Source organism: Variovorax sp. efr-133-TYG-130 (assembly GCF_030208835.1).
GTDB lineage: Bacteria > Pseudomonadota > Gammaproteobacteria > Burkholderiales > Burkholderiaceae_C > Variovorax.
Genome location: NZ_JARVTD010000010.1, coordinates 287,375 through 303,824 on the forward strand (window position 1 = coordinate 287,375; position 16,450 = coordinate 303,824).

The 16,450-nt window shown below is 67.7% G+C and carries 20 protein-coding genes; 6 read left to right on the forward strand and 14 right to left on the reverse strand.

Annotation, left to right across the window (positions count from 1 at the left end; translation table 11 throughout):
- Positions 1–20: 20 nt before the first annotated feature.
- Together QRN67_RS12740 and rsgA are read left to right on the forward strand one after the other, a co-directional pair.
- The gene (locus QRN67_RS12740) at positions 21–380 is read left to right on the forward strand and encodes a 4a-hydroxytetrahydrobiopterin dehydratase (protein WP_285412057.1); all 360 of its coding nucleotides are present in this window, start codon (positions 21–23) and stop codon (positions 378–380) included.
- A gap of 12 nt (positions 381–392) precedes the next feature.
- Positions 393–1,352: a ribosome small subunit-dependent GTPase A gene (rsgA, locus tag QRN67_RS12745; RefSeq protein ID WP_081266922.1), complete on the forward strand. Its 960-nt coding sequence runs from the start codon at positions 393–395 to the stop codon at positions 1,350–1,352.
- Positions 1,353–1,361: 9 nt separating this feature from the next.
- Here rsgA and QRN67_RS12750 read toward each other — a convergent pair whose 3' ends face one another.
- The 8 genes from QRN67_RS12750 to rpsP all read right to left on the reverse strand — a co-directional run bounded on the left by QRN67_RS12750 (position 1,362) and on the right by rpsP (position 7,521).
- The gene (locus QRN67_RS12750) at positions 1,362–2,405 is read right to left on the reverse strand and encodes a hypothetical protein (protein WP_285412059.1); all 1,044 of its coding nucleotides are present in this window, start codon (positions 2,403–2,405) and stop codon (positions 1,362–1,364) included.
- Complete coding sequence (gene hisC, locus QRN67_RS12755) at positions 2,402–3,496, reverse strand: histidinol-phosphate transaminase (protein WP_285412061.1); 1,095 nt, start codon at positions 3,494–3,496, stop codon at positions 2,402–2,404. The genes QRN67_RS12750 and hisC overlap by 4 nt, the downstream gene beginning before the upstream one ends.
- A gap of 22 nt (positions 3,497–3,518) precedes the next feature.
- Complete coding sequence (locus QRN67_RS12760) at positions 3,519–4,520, reverse strand: CobD/CbiB family protein (RefSeq protein WP_081266924.1); 1,002 nt, start codon at positions 4,518–4,520, stop codon at positions 3,519–3,521.
- A 30-nt stretch (positions 4,521–4,550) separates the two neighbouring features.
- Positions 4,551–5,270 (reverse strand): CoA pyrophosphatase, encoded by a 720-nt coding sequence (locus tag QRN67_RS12765; RefSeq protein WP_285412062.1) that lies wholly within the window; start codon positions 5,268–5,270, stop codon positions 4,551–4,553.
- A 162-nt stretch (positions 5,271–5,432) separates the two neighbouring features.
- Complete coding sequence (rplS, locus tag QRN67_RS12770; protein WP_081266925.1) at positions 5,433–5,813, reverse strand: 50S ribosomal protein L19; 381 nt, start codon at positions 5,811–5,813, stop codon at positions 5,433–5,435.
- Between the two features lie 110 nt (positions 5,814–5,923).
- Positions 5,924–6,670: a tRNA (guanosine(37)-N1)-methyltransferase TrmD gene (gene trmD / locus QRN67_RS12775; protein ID WP_081266926.1), complete on the reverse strand. Its 747-nt coding sequence runs from the start codon at positions 6,668–6,670 to the stop codon at positions 5,924–5,926.
- A gap of 16 nt (positions 6,671–6,686) precedes the next feature.
- On the reverse strand, positions 6,687–7,241 hold the full coding sequence (gene rimM / locus QRN67_RS12780) for a ribosome maturation factor RimM (RefSeq protein WP_285412063.1): 555 nt from the start codon (positions 7,239–7,241) through the stop codon (positions 6,687–6,689).
- Positions 7,242–7,257: 16 nt separating this feature from the next.
- Positions 7,258–7,521, reverse strand: coding sequence for a 30S ribosomal protein S16 (gene rpsP, locus QRN67_RS12785; protein ID WP_007831311.1), 264 nt, complete (start codon positions 7,519–7,521; stop codon positions 7,258–7,260).
- Positions 7,522–7,700: 179 nt separating this feature from the next.
- Between rpsP and QRN67_RS12790 the strand changes: the two genes are divergently transcribed.
- Entirely contained in the window at positions 7,701–8,225 is a 525-nt protein-coding gene (locus tag QRN67_RS12790) for a GNAT family N-acetyltransferase (RefSeq protein ID WP_285412066.1), read from the forward strand.
- A gap of 7 nt (positions 8,226–8,232) precedes the next feature.
- A complete protein-coding gene (locus tag QRN67_RS12795; protein ID WP_081266929.1) occupies positions 8,233–8,679 on the forward strand; it encodes a TM2 domain-containing protein in 447 nt (148 codons plus the stop codon).
- A gap of 19 nt (positions 8,680–8,698) precedes the next feature.
- On the opposite strand, the gene QRN67_RS12800 is transcribed toward QRN67_RS12795, so the two are convergent.
- The 6 genes from QRN67_RS12800 to hda form a co-directional block, all read right to left on the reverse strand.
- Entirely contained in the window at positions 8,699–9,709 is a 1,011-nt protein-coding gene (locus tag QRN67_RS12800; protein WP_081266930.1) for an inorganic phosphate transporter, read from the reverse strand.
- Positions 9,710–9,723: 14 nt separating this feature from the next.
- Positions 9,724–10,368 (reverse strand): DUF47 domain-containing protein, encoded by a 645-nt coding sequence (locus tag QRN67_RS12805; protein ID WP_081266931.1) that lies wholly within the window; start codon positions 10,366–10,368, stop codon positions 9,724–9,726.
- 126 nt (positions 10,369–10,494) lie between these two features.
- Positions 10,495–11,103, reverse strand: coding sequence for a trimeric intracellular cation channel family protein (locus tag QRN67_RS12810; protein ID WP_285412069.1), 609 nt, complete (start codon positions 11,101–11,103; stop codon positions 10,495–10,497).
- 6 nt (positions 11,104–11,109) lie between these two features.
- Positions 11,110–11,757: a 2-amino-4-hydroxy-6-hydroxymethyldihydropteridine diphosphokinase gene (gene folK / locus QRN67_RS12815; protein WP_350226858.1), complete on the reverse strand. Its 648-nt coding sequence runs from the start codon at positions 11,755–11,757 to the stop codon at positions 11,110–11,112.
- Complete coding sequence (pcnB, locus tag QRN67_RS12820) at positions 11,754–13,394, reverse strand: polynucleotide adenylyltransferase PcnB (RefSeq protein ID WP_106935255.1); 1,641 nt, start codon at positions 13,392–13,394, stop codon at positions 11,754–11,756. Before pcnB ends, folK begins: the two co-directional genes overlap by 4 nt.
- Before the next feature lie 28 nt (positions 13,395–13,422).
- Entirely contained in the window at positions 13,423–14,109 is a 687-nt protein-coding gene (gene hda / locus QRN67_RS12825) for a DnaA regulatory inactivator Hda (RefSeq protein ID WP_285412070.1), read from the reverse strand.
- 141 nt (positions 14,110–14,250) lie between these two features.
- Between hda and purM the strand changes: the two genes are divergently transcribed.
- On the forward strand, positions 14,251–15,291 hold the full coding sequence (gene purM / locus QRN67_RS12830) for a phosphoribosylformylglycinamidine cyclo-ligase (protein ID WP_285412071.1): 1,041 nt from the start codon (positions 14,251–14,253) through the stop codon (positions 15,289–15,291).
- A gap of 98 nt (positions 15,292–15,389) precedes the next feature.
- Positions 15,390–16,433, forward strand: coding sequence for an AI-2E family transporter (locus tag QRN67_RS12835; RefSeq protein ID WP_285412292.1), 1,044 nt, complete (start codon positions 15,390–15,392; stop codon positions 16,431–16,433).
- Positions 16,434–16,450: the final 17 nt, after the last annotated feature.

The window sequence follows — 16,450 nt, forward strand, 5'->3', positions numbered from 1 at the left end:
ATCATTCAGAAGAAGCCTCCATGAGCAGCATGTTCAAGCCCAAAGACTGGAAGAACCTCCCTCCCCGCAAGGCGCTGAGCGCCACCGAGATCGTCGCCGGCCTCGCGCGCCTGGACGGCTGGAAGCTCACCGGCGACGGCGCCGATGTCGCCATCGAAAAGACCTACACCTTCGCCAATTACTTCGAGACCATCGCCTTCGTGAACGCGCTGGCCATGGTGGCTCATACGCAGGACCACCACCCCGACCTGTCGGTGCACTACAACCGCTGCGTGGTGCGCTTCAACACGCACGACGTGAGCGGCCTGTCCGCCACGGATTTCGACTGCGCGCGCCAGGCCGACGCGCTGGTGGCCGCTCCGGCAGCCGCTGCCGCATGACGGTACCCGCCCTTGGCTAAGCCGGGCCGCCGCGCCGCGCCAGCAGCAGCCGCAACGGCTGCGAAGGCCCTCCAGGACGGCCTCGTCGTCGCCAGCCACGGGCGTCACTGCCTGGTCGAGACGCCCACGGGCGAGCGGCTGATCTGCCATCCGCGCGGCAAGAAGAGCCAGGCCGTGGTCGGCGACCGGGTGCACTGGCAGGCCAGCGAGGACGAAGGCACCATCGAGCAGGTGCTGCCGCGCCGCAACCTGTTCTACCGGCAGGACGAAATCCGCACCAAGTCTTTCGCGGCCAATCTCGACCAGGTGCTGATCCTGATCGCGGCCGAACCGGAATTCTCGGAGCACCAGCTGGCACGCGCGCTGATCGCGGCGGAGGCCGAACGCATCAAGCCGATCATTGCCCTGAACAAGAGCGACCTGGCAGAGCCCTTCGAGCGCGCCTGGACCAAGCTGGCACCCTACCGGCGCATGCACCACGGCGTGCTGCCGCTGTCGCTGAAGGCCTCGGGCGAGGCCGACTACGCCTCGCTGATGAAGCTGTTGGCGGGCAAGTCGACGCTGGTGCTCGGTCCGTCGGGGTCGGGCAAGAGCACGCTGACCAACCTGCTGGTGCCGGGCGCGAGCGTGCTCACCCAGGAGATTTCGCAGGCGCTGAATTCAGGCAAGCACACGACCACCAGCACCACCTGGTACTGGATCGACGAAGCGCGCACCACCGGCCTGATCGACTCGCCGGGCTTCCAGGAATTCGGCCTGAACCACATCGCGCCGATGCAGCTCGCGGGGCTCATGCCCGACATTGCAGAGCACGCGAACGACTGCAAGTTCTACAACTGCACCCATCTGCACGAGCCGGGCTGCGGCGTGATCGCGAATGTGGCATCGGCCGATGGGCAAGGGGCCATCAGCGCGAGCCGCTACAAGATCTACGGCGAACTGTTCGCCGAACTGAGCCAGAAGCGGTACTGAGCCAGCGCCTCAGCCGACCCAGGTCCGGTACGAGTTCCAGGTCGGATCGAAGGCCAGGTCGAGCCTTACCGGCAGTTCCGAGTTCTCCTGGATGGATTGCGCATGCGCAATCGCCGCTTCGGGCTGCGCCACATGGAAGTTGATGGTGCGCACGCCCTCTTCCAGCACGACGTGCGTGCAGCAGCCGTCCTCGTGCGTCTGCAGCAGCGCCGTCAGCTGGTCGCCGAAGAGGCGCGCTTCTTCCAGCTCCTCGCCCGATTCGACCGGCACCGCGGCCGAGAGCCGGTGGCACAGGTCGGCGCGCCCCACCAGCGCGGCGGCGGAGTCGTTGCGCATGACGATCAGCTCTACCTCGCCGCCGTCCTCGGTGTCGCGCGTGGCGCTCAGCGCGGACCATGCATGCTCGCCCACCGGAAACAAGCCGGTGTGGCCGAGCTCCTCGCGCCAGCAGCTGTCGAAAAGCGGCACGAAATCATCGAGCGGCACGCCGTCGAAAGCAGCCTGCTCGCCAGCGTCGACATAGTCGACCGGACCGACCTTGATGGCCGTGTCGTACTCGCCCAGGATGTGGTCGAGCATGATCAGGCTCATGTGGCGGGCTTGGTCCTGCATGTCCATGGGGATGGGCTTGGCAAAGCCGATCTCCAGCGCCACCAGGCCCTTGTATCGCTCGTGCTTGACCAGCACGTCCGCGCTAGAGAGCTCGAAGTCGTCCATGCGGATGCTGAAGCCCTTGCCCATTCGCTGCCGGAAGGCCTCGACCTCCACCCGGGGCAGCGCCGGCGCGCTTTGCACCAGCATCATGACGTCGTCGAAGTCCTCCACCGATCCATGCGCTGTGACCACGAGCGTGAATGCGGGCGAATCACCCGCCACCTCCACCGCAAGCTTCGGAAAGGAGGGCTCCAGCAGCCCGTTCAAGGCTTCCATCAGCTCCCGGCCGGGCAATGCGCGCAGGCTGTCGAGCTGGCTGCTCACGGCTTGCCAGAAGCTGGCGCAGGCGGCTGAGCGCGGGTCGGCGTCGAGGGTCGGCATCGGCAGGGCTTCCTTCATGCGGCGGGGGCCTGGAGGATGTCTTGCAGATGCTGGACCAGCAGGCTGCACTGCTCGCGCGTGCCGATGCTGATGCGCAGGTATTGCGCTACGCGCTGCTGCCTGAAATGCCGCACCAGCACCGCGCGTTCGCGCAGCAGCGCGGCCAGCTCGGCCGCATCGCGCTGCGGATGGCGCGCGAAGACGAAATTGGCCTGCGAAGGCAGCACCTCGAAGCCCAGGTCCTCGAGCTGCAGCGTGAGGCCTTCGCGGGTGTCGATGACCTTGTCGCAGGCGGTGCGAAACGCGGCTTGGTCCTCGAGTGATGCCACCGCGCCGGCCAACGCGAGCCGGTCGATCGGGTACGAATTGAAGCTGTCCTTGACGCGCACCAGGCCGTCGATCAGGTGCGACTGGCCGCATGCGAAGCCGACGCGCAGCCCGGCCAGCGAACGCGACTTGGAAAGCGTCTGCACCACCAGCAGGTTCGGGTACTTGCCGACCAGCGACAGCGCGCTCTCGCCGCCGAAATCGACATAGGCCTCGTCGACAAGCACCACGCGGTCGGGGCACGCCTGCAGCAGCTGCTCGATGCGCGAAAGCGGCAGGCCTATGCCGGTGGGCGCGTTCGGATTGGCGATGACGATGCCACCGCAGCCTTCTCGTGCCCGCGCGGCAAGCAAGTCGATGTCGATGCGCAAGCCCTCGTCGACCGGCTGCAGCTCGCAGGCAATGCCGTAGATCTGCGCGTAGACCTTGTAGAAGCTGTAGCTCACGTCGGGCATCAGCAATGGTTCGGCTTGCTGGAAGAACGCGAAGAACGCATGAGCCAGCACCTCGTCGGAGCCATTGCCCGCGAACACCTGGTCGGCGCGCAGGCCGTGGCGCCGCGCCACGGCCTCGCGCAGCGCGAGCGAGGTCGGGTCGGGGTAGAGCTCCAGGCCGTTCGCCGCGGCACGCTGGATGGCCTCGACGACATCCGGCGAAGGCGGATACGGGTTCTCGTTGGTGTTGAGCTTGACGAGGTTCGCGATGCGCGGCTGCTCGCCGGGCACGTAGGGTTCGAGCGCGCCGATGCGCGGGCTCCAGAAAGCCGGGACTTGGGTGGTCATGAAGGGTTCCTTGCCTGCTGGCTCAGCCGAGCAGGCGCGCGAGGGTGAGCAGTGCCAGCAGCACCATCCACATCACGACCGAACGCCAGACCAGCCCGACGACGCTGCGCAGGTGGCCGGGCTCGGGCTCGCGCCCGGGCGTGCTGCCGCTGTCCGGCGCGCGGCCGTCGGCGATGGTGTCGCCGGCCTGGGCGCGCGACAGCGGGTCGAGCGTTGGAATGGGGCGCAGCGAGCCGCCGCCGAGCCGCACGTTGACCGCGCCGGAGGTGGCAGCCAGGATCACGCCGTCGTTTTCGTTCGGAAAGCGCTGTGCATCGTTGCGCCAGCAATCGATGGCTTCCTCGAAGCTGCCGACCACCGCGAAGCCGAGCGCGGTGATGCGCGCGGGCAGCCAGTCGACGGCATGCCAGGCGCGCTCGGCGGCCTCCTGCACCGCGACGCTCGAGGGCTGCACGGCGGCGCCGTTCTTGTGCGCCCAGTAGCGCGACACGAACTCGCTCATGCGATAGAACACCGCGCCGGCCGGCCCGAGGCCGATGGCCGCAATGATCGAAAACCACGCCAGCACGCCGAACACGTGGCGGTGCGCGGCGATCACCGAATGCTCGATGACGTGGCGCACGATCTCGCTGCGCGGCAGGTCCGCCGCGTCGACACCCTGCCAGTGCGCGAGCAGCGAGCGCGCGAGCGGCTCGTCGCCCTCGTCGAGCGCGTCGCGGATGTCGGTGAAATGGTGGCTGAACTGACGGAAGCCCAGCGTGACGTAGAGCACCGCAATGCTCCACAGCACCGCGAACGGCAGGCCCAGCGTGAGCACCAGCAGCCAGTGCACGCCCAACGCGAGCAGCGTCGGCACGAACACCGCGAGCCCCCATGCGATCCATCCGTGATGGGGCTTGCCCGCGTCGAAGTTGCGGCTGGTCCAGCGGGTCCACGCCAGAACGCTGCCGTACACGGGGTTGTGCGGGCCCAGCGGCCGCACCTGCTCGATCAGCAGCGCGCACAGGATGGCAAAGAAGCTCATCCTTCGATGATAGCGATCCAGCCTGAAGGTTCAGGCCGCGAGAAAGCGATAGAGATTGCGCAGCATGCCGGCCGTCGCGCCCCAGACGAAACGCTCGTCGGGCCCGTCCTGGTAGGGCATCGAATACCACTCGCGCTTGCGGCCGTCGGTTGCGCTCACGGCGTGGCGGCGGTGGTTGGCGGGGTCCATGAGCCACGCAAGCGGCACTTCGAAGGCCTGCGCCACCTCGTAGGGGTTGATGGTGAGTTCGAAGTCGGGCTGCACCAGAGCGACCACGGGCGTGACGATGAACGAGGTCACGGTCGTGTAGGTCGGCAGGCTGCCGAGTACTTCGATGAACTGCGCGGAGAGACCGACCTCCTCCCACGCCTCGCGCAACGCGGCGGCGGAGATGTTGGCGTCTTCCGGATCGACGCGGCCGCCAGGAAACGCGACTTGGCCCGAATGGTTCGACAGGTGCGTGGTGCGCTCGGTGAGCAGCACGGTCGCGCCTCCGGGGCGCTGCACGATCGGCACCAGCACGGCGGCCTGTGCGGGTGCGCGGTCGATCATTCGCGGCTCGCGGCGCAGCTCGGGCGTCCATGCCGGCGGGTTGGCGAAACGCGCGCGCAGGGCCTGCGCCGTCAGTTGCCCCGCCGACACCGCGGGCAAGCCATCACTGCCATCCACGAAAGGCGTCTCGCGCGGGTCGAACTGCTGCAGCGTGGGCGGCACCACGGCATTGACGGGTTCGAGGGGCGCGGATTGCATGGGGACGACGATGTTGGTCAAGAGATGAAGTGACGGAGGACCGGCTGGAGGGAGTAGAGCGTAAAAAGGCGGCGCTGTCTTTCGGGCTGTGTCCCGTGCGGAGCACCAACGCAAAAAGCCGCCAGAACGGCGGCTTTTCTTGCACGACAGGAAGGCGGCTTATTAGGAAGCCGACGCAGCCGTCGACTTGCTCGGCAGCTTTTCCTTGATACGTGCCGAACGGCCGCTGCGGTCGCGCAGGTAGTACAGCTTGGCGCGGCGCACATCGCCACGGCGCTTGACTTCGATGCCGGCGATCAGCGGGCTGTAGGTCTGGAACGTACGTTCCACGCCTTCGCCGCTGGAGATCTTGCGCACGGTGAAGCCGCTGTTGAGGCCACGGTTGCGCTTGGCGATCACGACGCCTTCGTAAGCCTGCACGCGCTTGCGGGTGCCTTCGACGACGTTCACGCTGACGATGACCGTGTCACCGGGCATGAAATCGGGGATGGTCTTGCCGAGGCGGGCGATTTCTTCCTGCTCGAGGGTCTGGATGAGGTTCATGATTTCCTGATGTTCGATCGTGTCGGGCTACACAAAAGGCGCTTTTGGCTTTCACGGAAGAACCGCAAGAAGACCGGGCGCGGCCGGGCAGAGGATCGGGGAGCCCACGATTATAGCTTTTTTTTCAGCGCGGCCTCATCGGCCTTGCCCAGCCGACCGGCGGCGCGGGCGGCCTCGATCAGCTCCGGGCGGCGCTCGGCCGTGATGGCGAGGCGCTGGTCGCGGCGCCAGCGCTCGATCTGCGCATGGTGGCCTGAAAGCAACGGTGCCGGCACGCCCTGCCCGTTCCATTGCTCGGGACGGGTGTAGTGGGGGCAGTCGAGCAGGCCGTCGAGCGCGGGGTTGAAGCTGTCCTGCACATGGCTCGCTTCGTCGCCCAGCACGCCCGGCTGCAGGCGGGCCACGGCGTCGAGCAACGCCATCGCCGCGATCTCGCCGCCGGAGAGTACGAAATCGCCCAGGCTGACCTGATGCGTGATGCGCGCGTCGATGAATCGCTGGTCAATGCCCTCGTAGCGGCCGCAGACCAGCACCGCGCCTTCGCTGGCGGACCAGCGCTCGACGGATTCGTGCCGCAAGGCCTCGCCGATGGGCGAGAACAGCACCACGGGCGCCTGCGCTCCGCGCGCGGCCAGGGCCGCGTCGAGGCAGGCGGCCAGCGGCTCGGCCATCATGACCATGCCGGGCCCGCCGCCGAACGGACGGTCGTCCACGCGCTTGTAGTTGCCCAGCGCATAGTCGCGCGGATTCCAGAGCACCACCTCGACCTGTTTCGATTCGTAGGCGCGGCGCGTCACGCCGCTGGCCAGGAAAGGCGCGAACAGCTCGGGAAACAGGGTGATGACGTCGAAGCGCATGCCGCGCGAGCGCCGATCAGAAATCGGGCTGCCAGTCGACCGTGATGAGCCGGCCGGGCAAGTCGACCTTGTCGACGAAGACGGAAACGAAGGGCACCATGCGCTCGATGGCCTTGCCGTCTTCTTCGGCGGCAAGCACCAGCGTGGTCTGCGGGCCGGTGGCGAGCAGTTCGCGCACCGTGCCGAGCACCACGCCTTCGCGGTTGACCACCGACAGGCCGATCAGGTCGACCCAGTAATACTCGTCGTCGCCGGCGGTGGGAAAGCTGGAGCGCGGCACGAAAACTCGTGCGCCTCGCAGGGCTTCGGCTGCATTGCGGTCGGGCACGTCCTCGGACGTGGCGACGATGCAGTCGGAATGTTCTTTGGCTTCGCGGATCGCAAGCCGGAAAGCGGTGCTCGCAGCGGCTCCGGGAGCCTGCAGGAACCAGCGCTTGGAAGAAAAAAGCGCCTCGGGCTGGGCGCTATGGGGAAGGACCTTGAACCAGCCCTTGATTCCCCATGCATCGGCGATGCGCCCTACTTCGATCGCATCCGCCGGCAATTCGGCGGTTTCGAGTGTGGGCAGCATCGCCGTGCGGGGCGGCTTAGGCCGCCGCCTTGGGAGCTGCCGCGGCAGCTTGCTTGATCAGGCGCAGAACGGTGGGCGAAGCTTGTGCGCCGACGCTCTTCCAGTACGCCAGGCGGTCCTGGGCGATACGGATGCTTTCTTCGTTTTCCTTGGCGGTCGGGTTGTAGAAACCCAGGCGTTCGATGAAACGGCCATCGCGGCGAACGCGCTTGTCCGACACGACGATGTTGAAGAACGGACGGCCTTTGGAGCCGCCGCGGGAGAGTCGAATGACGACCATGATTTATCCTTGGGTGGTCAGCAAGCCTTGTGGATTAAGAAAAGGCCCGCTCACAATGTTCTTCCAGCGTCGAGACACGCGACATGGCCACCCGGCCAGCGACACGCTGAAAAGCCCGCGATTATAGCCCGACACGCGTTTTCTCCGAATTCCGGCCTCGCGCCATCCGTTTTTCGCCCATGCCCCTGACCATCCGCCCCAGCCGCGACGAAGACGTCGCAGCCATCACGGCCATCTACGCCCACCACGTGCTGCACGGCACCGGCACCTTCGAGACGGAGCCGCCCTCCCCGGCCGACATGGCTTCGCGCCGCGCCGACGTGCTGGGCAAGAAACTGCCGTATCTGGTCGCGGAAGAAGATGGCGAAGTGTTGGGTTTTGCCTACTGCAACTGGTTCAAGCCGCGCCCGGCCTACCGTTTTTCAGCCGAAGACTCGATCTACATGTCCGAGTCAGCACGCGGCAAGGGTCTGGGCGCCAAGCTGCTCTCCGCGCTGTCGCAGGCTGCCGAGGCGGCCGGCGTGCGCAAGCTGATCGCGGTGATCGGCGACTCGGCCAACGCGGGCTCCATCGGCGTGCATCGCGGCCAGGGCTTCACGCACGTGGGCGTGCTGAAGGACTGCGGCTGGAAGTTCGGCGAATGGCGCGATGTCGTACTGATGGAAAAAGTGCTCGGCGAAGGCAGCACCACCCGACCCGAGTGAAACCCGCATGAAAAACAAGACAACTGCCGCCTGGCTCACCTTCCTCGGCGGCCCGCTGGGGCTGCACCGCTTCTACCTGCGCGGCATGGGCGACTGGCTAGGCTGGCTGCTGCCCATTCCCACGGCTTTAGGCGTGTACGGCATCGAGCGCGTGCGGATGTACGGCGTGGACGATGGCATCAGCTGGGCGCTGATTCCGCTGCTGGGCTTCACCATCGCCGGCTGCGCGCTGACGGCCATCGTCTACGGCCTCATGACGCCGGAGAAGTGGAATGCCCGCTTCAACGCGAGCGCCGCGGCGGACGCGGCGCCCGGCCGCACGAACTGGTTCACCATCGGCGCGGTGGTGCTGTCGCTCTTCTTCGGCAGCACGATCCTGATGGCAAGCATCGTGTTCAGCTTCCAGCGCTACTTCGAGCACCAGGTCGAAGAGGGGCGAAAGATCTCGCAGTGACTGCGGTGCCGGCAGCCGCTCAGAAAAGCTGCATGCTGATCCAGTAGGCAATCGCCGCCACGAAGGCCGACGCCGGGATCGTGAAGATCCACGCCCACACGATGTTCCCCGCCACGCCCCAGCGCACCGCGCTGGCGCGCTGCGTGGAGCCCACGCCGACGATGGCGCCGGTGATGGTGTGCGTGGTCGACACCGGAATGCCCAGCGCGGTCGCCAGGAACAGCGTGAGCGCGCCGCCCGTTTCCGCGCAGAAGCCGCCCACGGGCTTGAGCTTGGTGATCTTCTGGCCCATCGTCTTCACGATGCGCCAGCCGCCGAACATGGTGCCCAGCGCGATGGCGGCGTAGCAGCTCACGATGGTCCAGGTCGGCGGGTTCGCGTCGCCGGCGTTGGCGTAGCCGGTGGCAATGAGCAGCATCCAGATTATGCCGATGGTCTTCTGCGCGTCGTTGCCGCCGTGGCCCAGGCTGTAGGCACCGGCGGACACGAGCTGCAGCCGGCGGAACCAGCGGTCCACGCGCGACGGCGTGGCGCGGCGGAAGCCCCAGGCCACCACGACCATCATCATCGAACCCAGCAGGAAGCCCAGCAGCGGCGACACGAAGATGAAGGCCACTGTCTTCCAGATGCCAGAGGCCACCAGGCCGCTGGTGCCCGTCTTGGCGATCACGGCGCCCACGATGCCGCCGATCAGCGCGTGCGACGAGCTGCTCGGAATGCCGTAGTACCAGGTCACCAGGTTCCAGCTGATGGCGCCCACGAGCGCGCCGAACACCACGTGCACGTCGACCACGCCCGGCTGGGCGATGCCCTTGCCCACGGTGGCCGCCACGCTCAGGTGGAAGACGAAGATCGCGATCAGGTTGAAGAAGGCCGCGAACACCACGGCCTGCCCCGGCTTGAGCACCCCGGTGGAGACCACCGTCGCAATCGAATTGGCGGCGTCGTGGAACCCGTTCATGAAGTCGAACAGGATCGCAAGCGCGACCAGCACTATCACCACCCAGAGGGCGACCTGAACCGTTGCCATCGGTCGCTACCCGCTCAGGAATTCTCGAGGACGATGCCCTCGATCACGTTGGCCACGTCCTCGCACTTGTCGGTGATCGTCTCCAGCAGCTCGTAGATCGCCTTGAGCTTGATGACCTCGCGCACGTCCGGCTCCTCGCGGAACAGCTTGCTCATGGCGCTGCGCATGACGCGGTCGGCGTCCGATTCGAGGCGGTCGATTTCCTCGCAGGTCTTGAGCGTGGCCTCGGCCACGGCCGGGTCGGCGATCTTGCCGAGGTACTTGACGGCGTCCTTCAGGCGGTCGCAGCACTTCACGCTCAGTGCCGTGAGGCGCACGATCTCGTCGGTCATGTGGCGCACGTCGTACAGCGCCATGGTCTCGGCCGAGTCCTGGATCAGGTCGGCCACGTCGTCCATCGTGTTGATGAGCTTGTGGATCTGCTCGCGGTCGATGGGCGTGATGAATGTCTTGTGGATCAGCCGGTTGACGTCGTGCGTCACGCGGTCGGCGGCGCGCTCGGCGTTGTCGACGTCGCGGTTGTACTGCTCGCGCAGGTGCACGTCGCTGTAGTTGGCGACCAGTTGCTCGAACGCCCTGGCCGCCTCCACGATGCGCTCGGCGTGCTGGTTGAACATCTCGAAGAAATTGCCCTCGCGGGGCAGCAGCTTGCCGAACATGGAAACTCCTGGGGTGCGCCAATCACAATTTCATGACGCCTTCATGAAAAAACCGGCGAAGTTTAACGGGCGCGAGCGTCCAATCCGGTCCGACAGGCTTTTCGAGGCCGACGGAACGCCGGAAATTCAGGCCGGCAAGCGCAGCACCGGCAGGTGCCAGCCGCCATAAATGCCGCCCATGCGAAGCGCCACGATCAGCAGCACACCTGCATGAAAGGCCCAGCGGCGCGGCGTGCCGGCGGCCTGCAGCAGCAGGTAGGCCGCAATGCCCGCGATGGCGGCCGAGCCGTAGATGCCGCTGCTCAGCAGCAGCGGAATGCGGGCGGTGAACACGTCGCGCAGCAGGCCGCCGGCCGCGCCGGTCATGGTGCCGACAAGTATCACGATGACGGCCGGCAGGCGCCTTTCCTCGGCCACCTGCGCGCCGGTGATGACAAACAGGCCGAGCCCCAGTGCGTCGGCAACGGCCAGCGAATGCTCGTGCAGGGGCATCCAGTGCACCCAGGCGATGGTGAACGCCGCCGCGGCCAGGATCATGTAGACATAGCGGGTGTCGCGGATCCAGAACACCGGATGCCGGTCGAGCAGCAGGTCGCGCAGCGTGCCGCCGCCCACCGCGGTGACAGAAGCGATCACCACCACGCCCAGCCGGTCGAGGCCCGCGTGGCCGGCCGCCAATGCCCCACTGACCGCGAAAACCGCCACGCCGGCGAGATCGAGGACGTAGAGCAGCACGGCCGTCTAGACGATGCGCTTGACCACCTGGCCCGTGACGCGCGCCAGCGCCGCGCGCGGCACCTTGTCGGGCGCGATTTCGGCAAGCGGCTTCAGCACGAAGGCGCGCTCCCGCATGCGGGGATGCGGCAGGGTCAGGGTCGGCGTGTCGATCACCGAATTGCCGTGCATCAGCAAGTCGAGGTCGAGCGTGCGCGGCGCATTGGGAAAAGGCCGCTCGCGGCCGGCCTGCGTCTCCAGGCGCTGCAATGCCACCAGGAACTGCTCGGCATCCAGGCCGGTGCGCACGGCCACCACGGCATTGACGAAATCAGGGCCTTCGGCGTCCACCGGCTCGCTGCGATAGAGCGACGAGCGGGCCGTCACCTGGGTTCGCTGCAGCGCGCCGATCGCGGCCATGGCCGCCTTCACGGACGCCTCGGCATCGCCCAGGTTGGCGCCGATGGCGACGAAGGCCTGCACGGTCGGGTAGTCCTCGCGCGGGCCGCGGGGGCTGCGCGTAGGGGCACGGCCGGGCGCGCGGCGAGCGGGCGGCCCGCTCCTGCCGCCGGCTGCCGGCGGCTTGCCCGCAGCGCGCGGCGGCGCGGTCTTCGGCTTGCCGGCCTTGGCCGCCGGGGTTTTCCTGCCGTCCTTCGGCTGGTCGGACGCGCTCATTCGCCTGCGGCGCTGCCGCCGCCCTCACCGCCGCCGCCACCCGCCGGGCGCGGCTTGCGGCGGCGCCGGCGCTTGCGCGGCGCCGCGGCTTCGCCGTCGGGCGGAACGGCACCGGCCTCGACTTCGACCTCGTCGTCCGGCTCCGCATCCTGGCCGCGGCCCTGGTTCTGGGGCGGGTTCTGGCGAGGCGCGGGCTCGTTGCGCAGCTTGGCCGGCGCGGCGGTGTCGCGCACCCGCACGCGCTGGCGAACCTTCTGTTCTTCGCGCACCTGCTCCAGCAGGTCTTGCCGGCGCACGTCGTCGGCAATGCTGAATTCCTGCCACCACTCGGCAATCGCCTCGCTGACCTCACCCACGTCGGCGCGCAGGCGCATGAAGTCGAAGGCGGCGCGAAAACGCGCCTGCTCGACCAGGCTGTAGGGCGTGGAGCCGGTGCGCTTGTCGAAGCGCGGCTGCATCATCCAGATCTCGCGCATGTCGGCAGCCAGCTTGCCGCGGCCGGACACGTCGCCGATGCGGGCGTTGAACACGTCGTCGATGGCGTCCTGCAGCGCCGGGAACGGCGCCTGCGGGCGCTGGCCGCGCTGGCCTTCCTGGCGCTGGGCCCAGCCGTCGCGCACGTCGGCCCACAGCACGCAGGCCAGCAGGAAGCTGGGCGCCACGGGCTTGCCTTCGCCCACGCGGCGATCGGTGTCCTGCAGGGCGGCCTTGACGAAGGGCTGGTCGGCACGCTCGACCACCACGTCGAGCAGCGGGTAGATGCCCTTGGCCAGCCCCAGCTTGTTCAGTTGCTCGACCGTGGCAATTGCATGACCGGTCTGCAACAACTTGAGCATTTCGTCGAACAGGCGACTCTGCGGCACGTCGGCCAGCAGCCTGCTCGACTCGACCAGCGGGGCGGCCGTCTTGGCTTCCATCTTGAAACCCAGGGCCGCGAGCTTGGCCGAGAAGCGAATGGCGCGAATGATGCGCACCGGGTCTTCGCGGTAGCGCGTGGCAGGGTCGCCGATCATGCGCAGCGTGAGCTTCTGGGCGTCCTTGATGCCGTTGTGATAATCGACCACGACCTGGTTGGCCGGGTCGTAGTACATGGCGTTGACGGTGAAGTCGCGGCGCGCCGCGTCTTCTTCCTGCGGGCCCCAGACGTTGTCGCGCAGCACCCGGCCGCTGGCGTCCACCGCATGCTTCATGCTGGCGAGCTCGCCCTTGCTGGTGCGCTCGTTGCCCGCCACCTGCTCGGCGGCGGCGTTGTCCATGTAGGCGCGGAAGGTCGAGACCTCGATCACCTCGTGCTCGCGGCCCCGGCCGTACACCACGTGCACGATGCGAAAGCGCCGCCCGATGATGAAAGCGCGGCGAAACAGCGACTTGACCTGCTCCGGCGTGGCATTGGTGGCCACGTCGAAGTCCTTGGGGCGCAGCCCCAGCAGCAGGTCGCGCACCGCGCCGCCCACCACGTAGGCCTCGAAGCCGGCCTGCTGCAGCGTGGTGACCACGTTCTTGGCGCGTTCGTCGACCAGGGCCGGATCGATCTTGTGAACCTCTGCCGGCACCTCCTGGCGCTTGCCGAAGCGGCTCTTGCCCTGTGCGCCGCCGGCGGTCTTGCCGAGCAGCTTGTCGATGAATTTCTTGATCATTTGTTGGTTGAAAGCCTAGTTCGCTCTTTTATTCGTTCTCGAGCATGGAGCGGATCAGCGGAATGGTGATCGCGCGTTGCGTCTGCAGGGCATAGCCGTCGAGCTGCGAGAGCAGCTCCATCAGGCTGCCGAGGTCGCGGCTGAAGCGGTGCAGCATGTAGTCGAGCACGTCGTCGGACAGCATCACGCCGCGCGCGTCGGCCGCCTGGCGCAGCACCGCGCGGCGTTCGCTTTCGCTCAGCACCTGCAGGTGGAACACATGGCCCCAGCCGAGGCGGGTGCGCAGGTCTTCGCGCAGCGGCAGGTCGGCCGGCGGCAAGGCGCCGGCGGCGACTACGCCGCGCTGCAGGGTCTGGGCGTTCACGAACCAGTTGAAGGCCGCGTGCTGCTGCACCGCGGTGTAGAGGTGGACGTCGTCGAGCAGGACGGCGCCCCAGCGCTCGTCGAACTCGGGCGGCTCCAGCAGGCCGGCGTGCAGCCAGCCCACGCTGGCGCCCTGCTCGCGCAGTGCGACACGCACCGATTCGAGCAGGTGGGTCTTGCCGCTGCCGCCGTCGCCCCACAGATAGGTCGGCACCGGCGAGTGGAGCGCGGGGCCGCCGGCGCCGCCCACCCACACTTGCAGGTGGCGCAGCGCCGCCTCGTTGGGGCCGGCAAAAAAGGCGTCGAAGCTGGGGCCCGTCGCAATGCCGATATCGAGCGCGAGCTGTTTCATCCCGGGAAGGTTCATGGAGGGGGCCGCGAGGGCCCTTAAAATCGTGAGGAATTCTATCGGCCCGGCCAACATGGTTACCGGGGCCGCCTTCCGCTCCCTAGTCCTCGCATCCTTTCGCGTCCTTCCCGACCTCGACCAACCATGACCTCCTCCACGCCCACCCCGCTCAGCTACAAGGACGCAGGTGTCGACATCGATGCCGGCGACGCACTGGTCGACCGCATCAAGCCCCTGGCCAAGAAGACCATGCGCGAAGGCGTGCTGGCCGGCATCGGCGGCTTCGGCGCCCTGTTCGAGGTGCCCAAGCGCTACAAGGAACCGGTGCTGGTCAGCGGCACCGACGGCGTGGGCACCAAGCTCAAGCTGGCGTTCGAATGGAACATGCACGACACCGTCGGCATCGACCTGGTGGCCATGAGCGTCAACGACGTGCTGGTGCAGGGCGCCGAGCCGCTCTTCTTCCTCGACTACTTCGCCTGCGGCAAGCTCGACGTGGACACGGCCGCTGCCGTGGTCGGCGGCATCGCCCGCGGTTGCGAACTCTCGGGTTGCGCGCTGATCGGCGGCGAAACCGCCGAAATGCCCGGCATGTACCCGGCCGGCGAATACGACCTGGCCGGCTTCGCGGTCGGCGCGGTCGAAAAATCGAAGATCCTCACGGGCCAGAACGTCAAGCCCGGCGACGTGGTGCTGGGCCTGGCCTCGGCAGGCGTGCACTCCAACGGTTTCAGCCTGGTGCGCAAGGTGATCGAGCGCGCCGGCGCCGACCTTCCCGCCACGCTGGACGGCAAGCCCTTCCGCGAAGCCGTGATGGAACCCACCCACCTCTACGTGAAGCCGGTGCTCGAAGCGCTGGGCAAGCACCCGATCAAGGCGCTGGCCCACATCACCGGCGGCGGCCTGCTGGAAAACATCCCGCGCGTGCTGCCCGAAGGCACCGCCGCCCACCTCAAGAAGGGCAGCTGGCCGCAGACCGAGCTGTTCGCCTGGCTGCAGAAGGTGGCCGGCATCGACGACATCGAGATGAACCGCACCTTCAACAACGGCATCGGCATGGTCGTGGTCATCGACGCGGCCGAAGCCGCCGCCTGTGCCGCCACGCTTCGCGCCGCCGGCGAGACGGTGCATGAGATCGGCGTGATCGCCCCGCGCGGCGAAGGCGCCCCGGTGGTCGTCGGCTGACCGCCGGCTGCTCCGTCCGATTCCCTGAACAGAGCACGCGACACCCACCGGATGGCCAACAAGCCGCAACCCATCACCCCCGCCGTTGCGACGGCCCCATCCAACGCCCCCCGGCCTCGCGCGGGGTGATCATCGCGAGCTACCTGCTGATGCTGGGCGCGCTCCTGCTGGTGATGTGGGAGCACCTGCTGCCCGGATTGCTGTGCGTGTGCATCGGCTTCCTGGCCACGCGCTGGTTCGCGCGCGTGCTCACGGGCGGCCTGCAGCGCATTCCGCCGCTCGGCAGGCGCCCTGAACGGGCCGGCGGCTGGGCCAACGTGCTCGCCGTGATCCTGGTGCTGGTGGGGCCGATCGCGCTGCTCACGCTGCTGTTGTCGCAGGCCCGCGAATACATCGTCGACGCGCCCGACCAGTACCGCGAGCTGCTCGACTACACGGCGCGCACGGTGCTCGAGCTGCGCTCCAAGCTGCCCGGCGAAATCGCGGCCTACCTGCCCGAGGGCGCGGCCGAGATCCAGCGCGTGATCGCCAACTACCTGCGCGCGCAGGCCGGCTCGCTGGCCATGGCCGGCCGCGCCTGGCTGCACGGGCTGCTCTTTTCCTACGTGGGGCTGATCGTCGGTGCGCTGGCGGCCGTGGCGCATGCCGCGCCGCGCCGCATGCCGCTGGCCGACCAGCTGCACCAGCGCGTGCAGACCTTCGGCGAGGCCTTCGGGCAGATCGTCGCGGCCCAGTTCTGGATTGCCGCCTTCAACACGCTGCTCACGGCCATCTTCCTGCTGTTCGTCATGCCGATGTGGGGCGCGCACCTGCCGTACACGCCGGCGCTCATCACCCTCACCTTCCTCGCAGGGCTGGTGCCGATCGTGGGCAACCTGGTGTGCAACTCGGTGATCACGCTGGTGGGGCTGTCGGTGTCGCCGGTCACGGCGGCGGCCTGCCTGATCTTCCTGATCGTGATCCACAAGGCCGAATACGTCATCAACGCCAAGGTGGTCGGCGCCCGCACGCAGATGAGCGTGTGGGAACTGCTGGCCGTGATGTTCGTGGCCGAGGCGGTCTTCGGCCCGGCCGGGCTGGTGGCGGCGCCGCTGTACTACGCGTACCTGAAGAAAGAGCTGCAGGCGGCTGCGCTGGTCTGACCTGACCACGCGCGCGG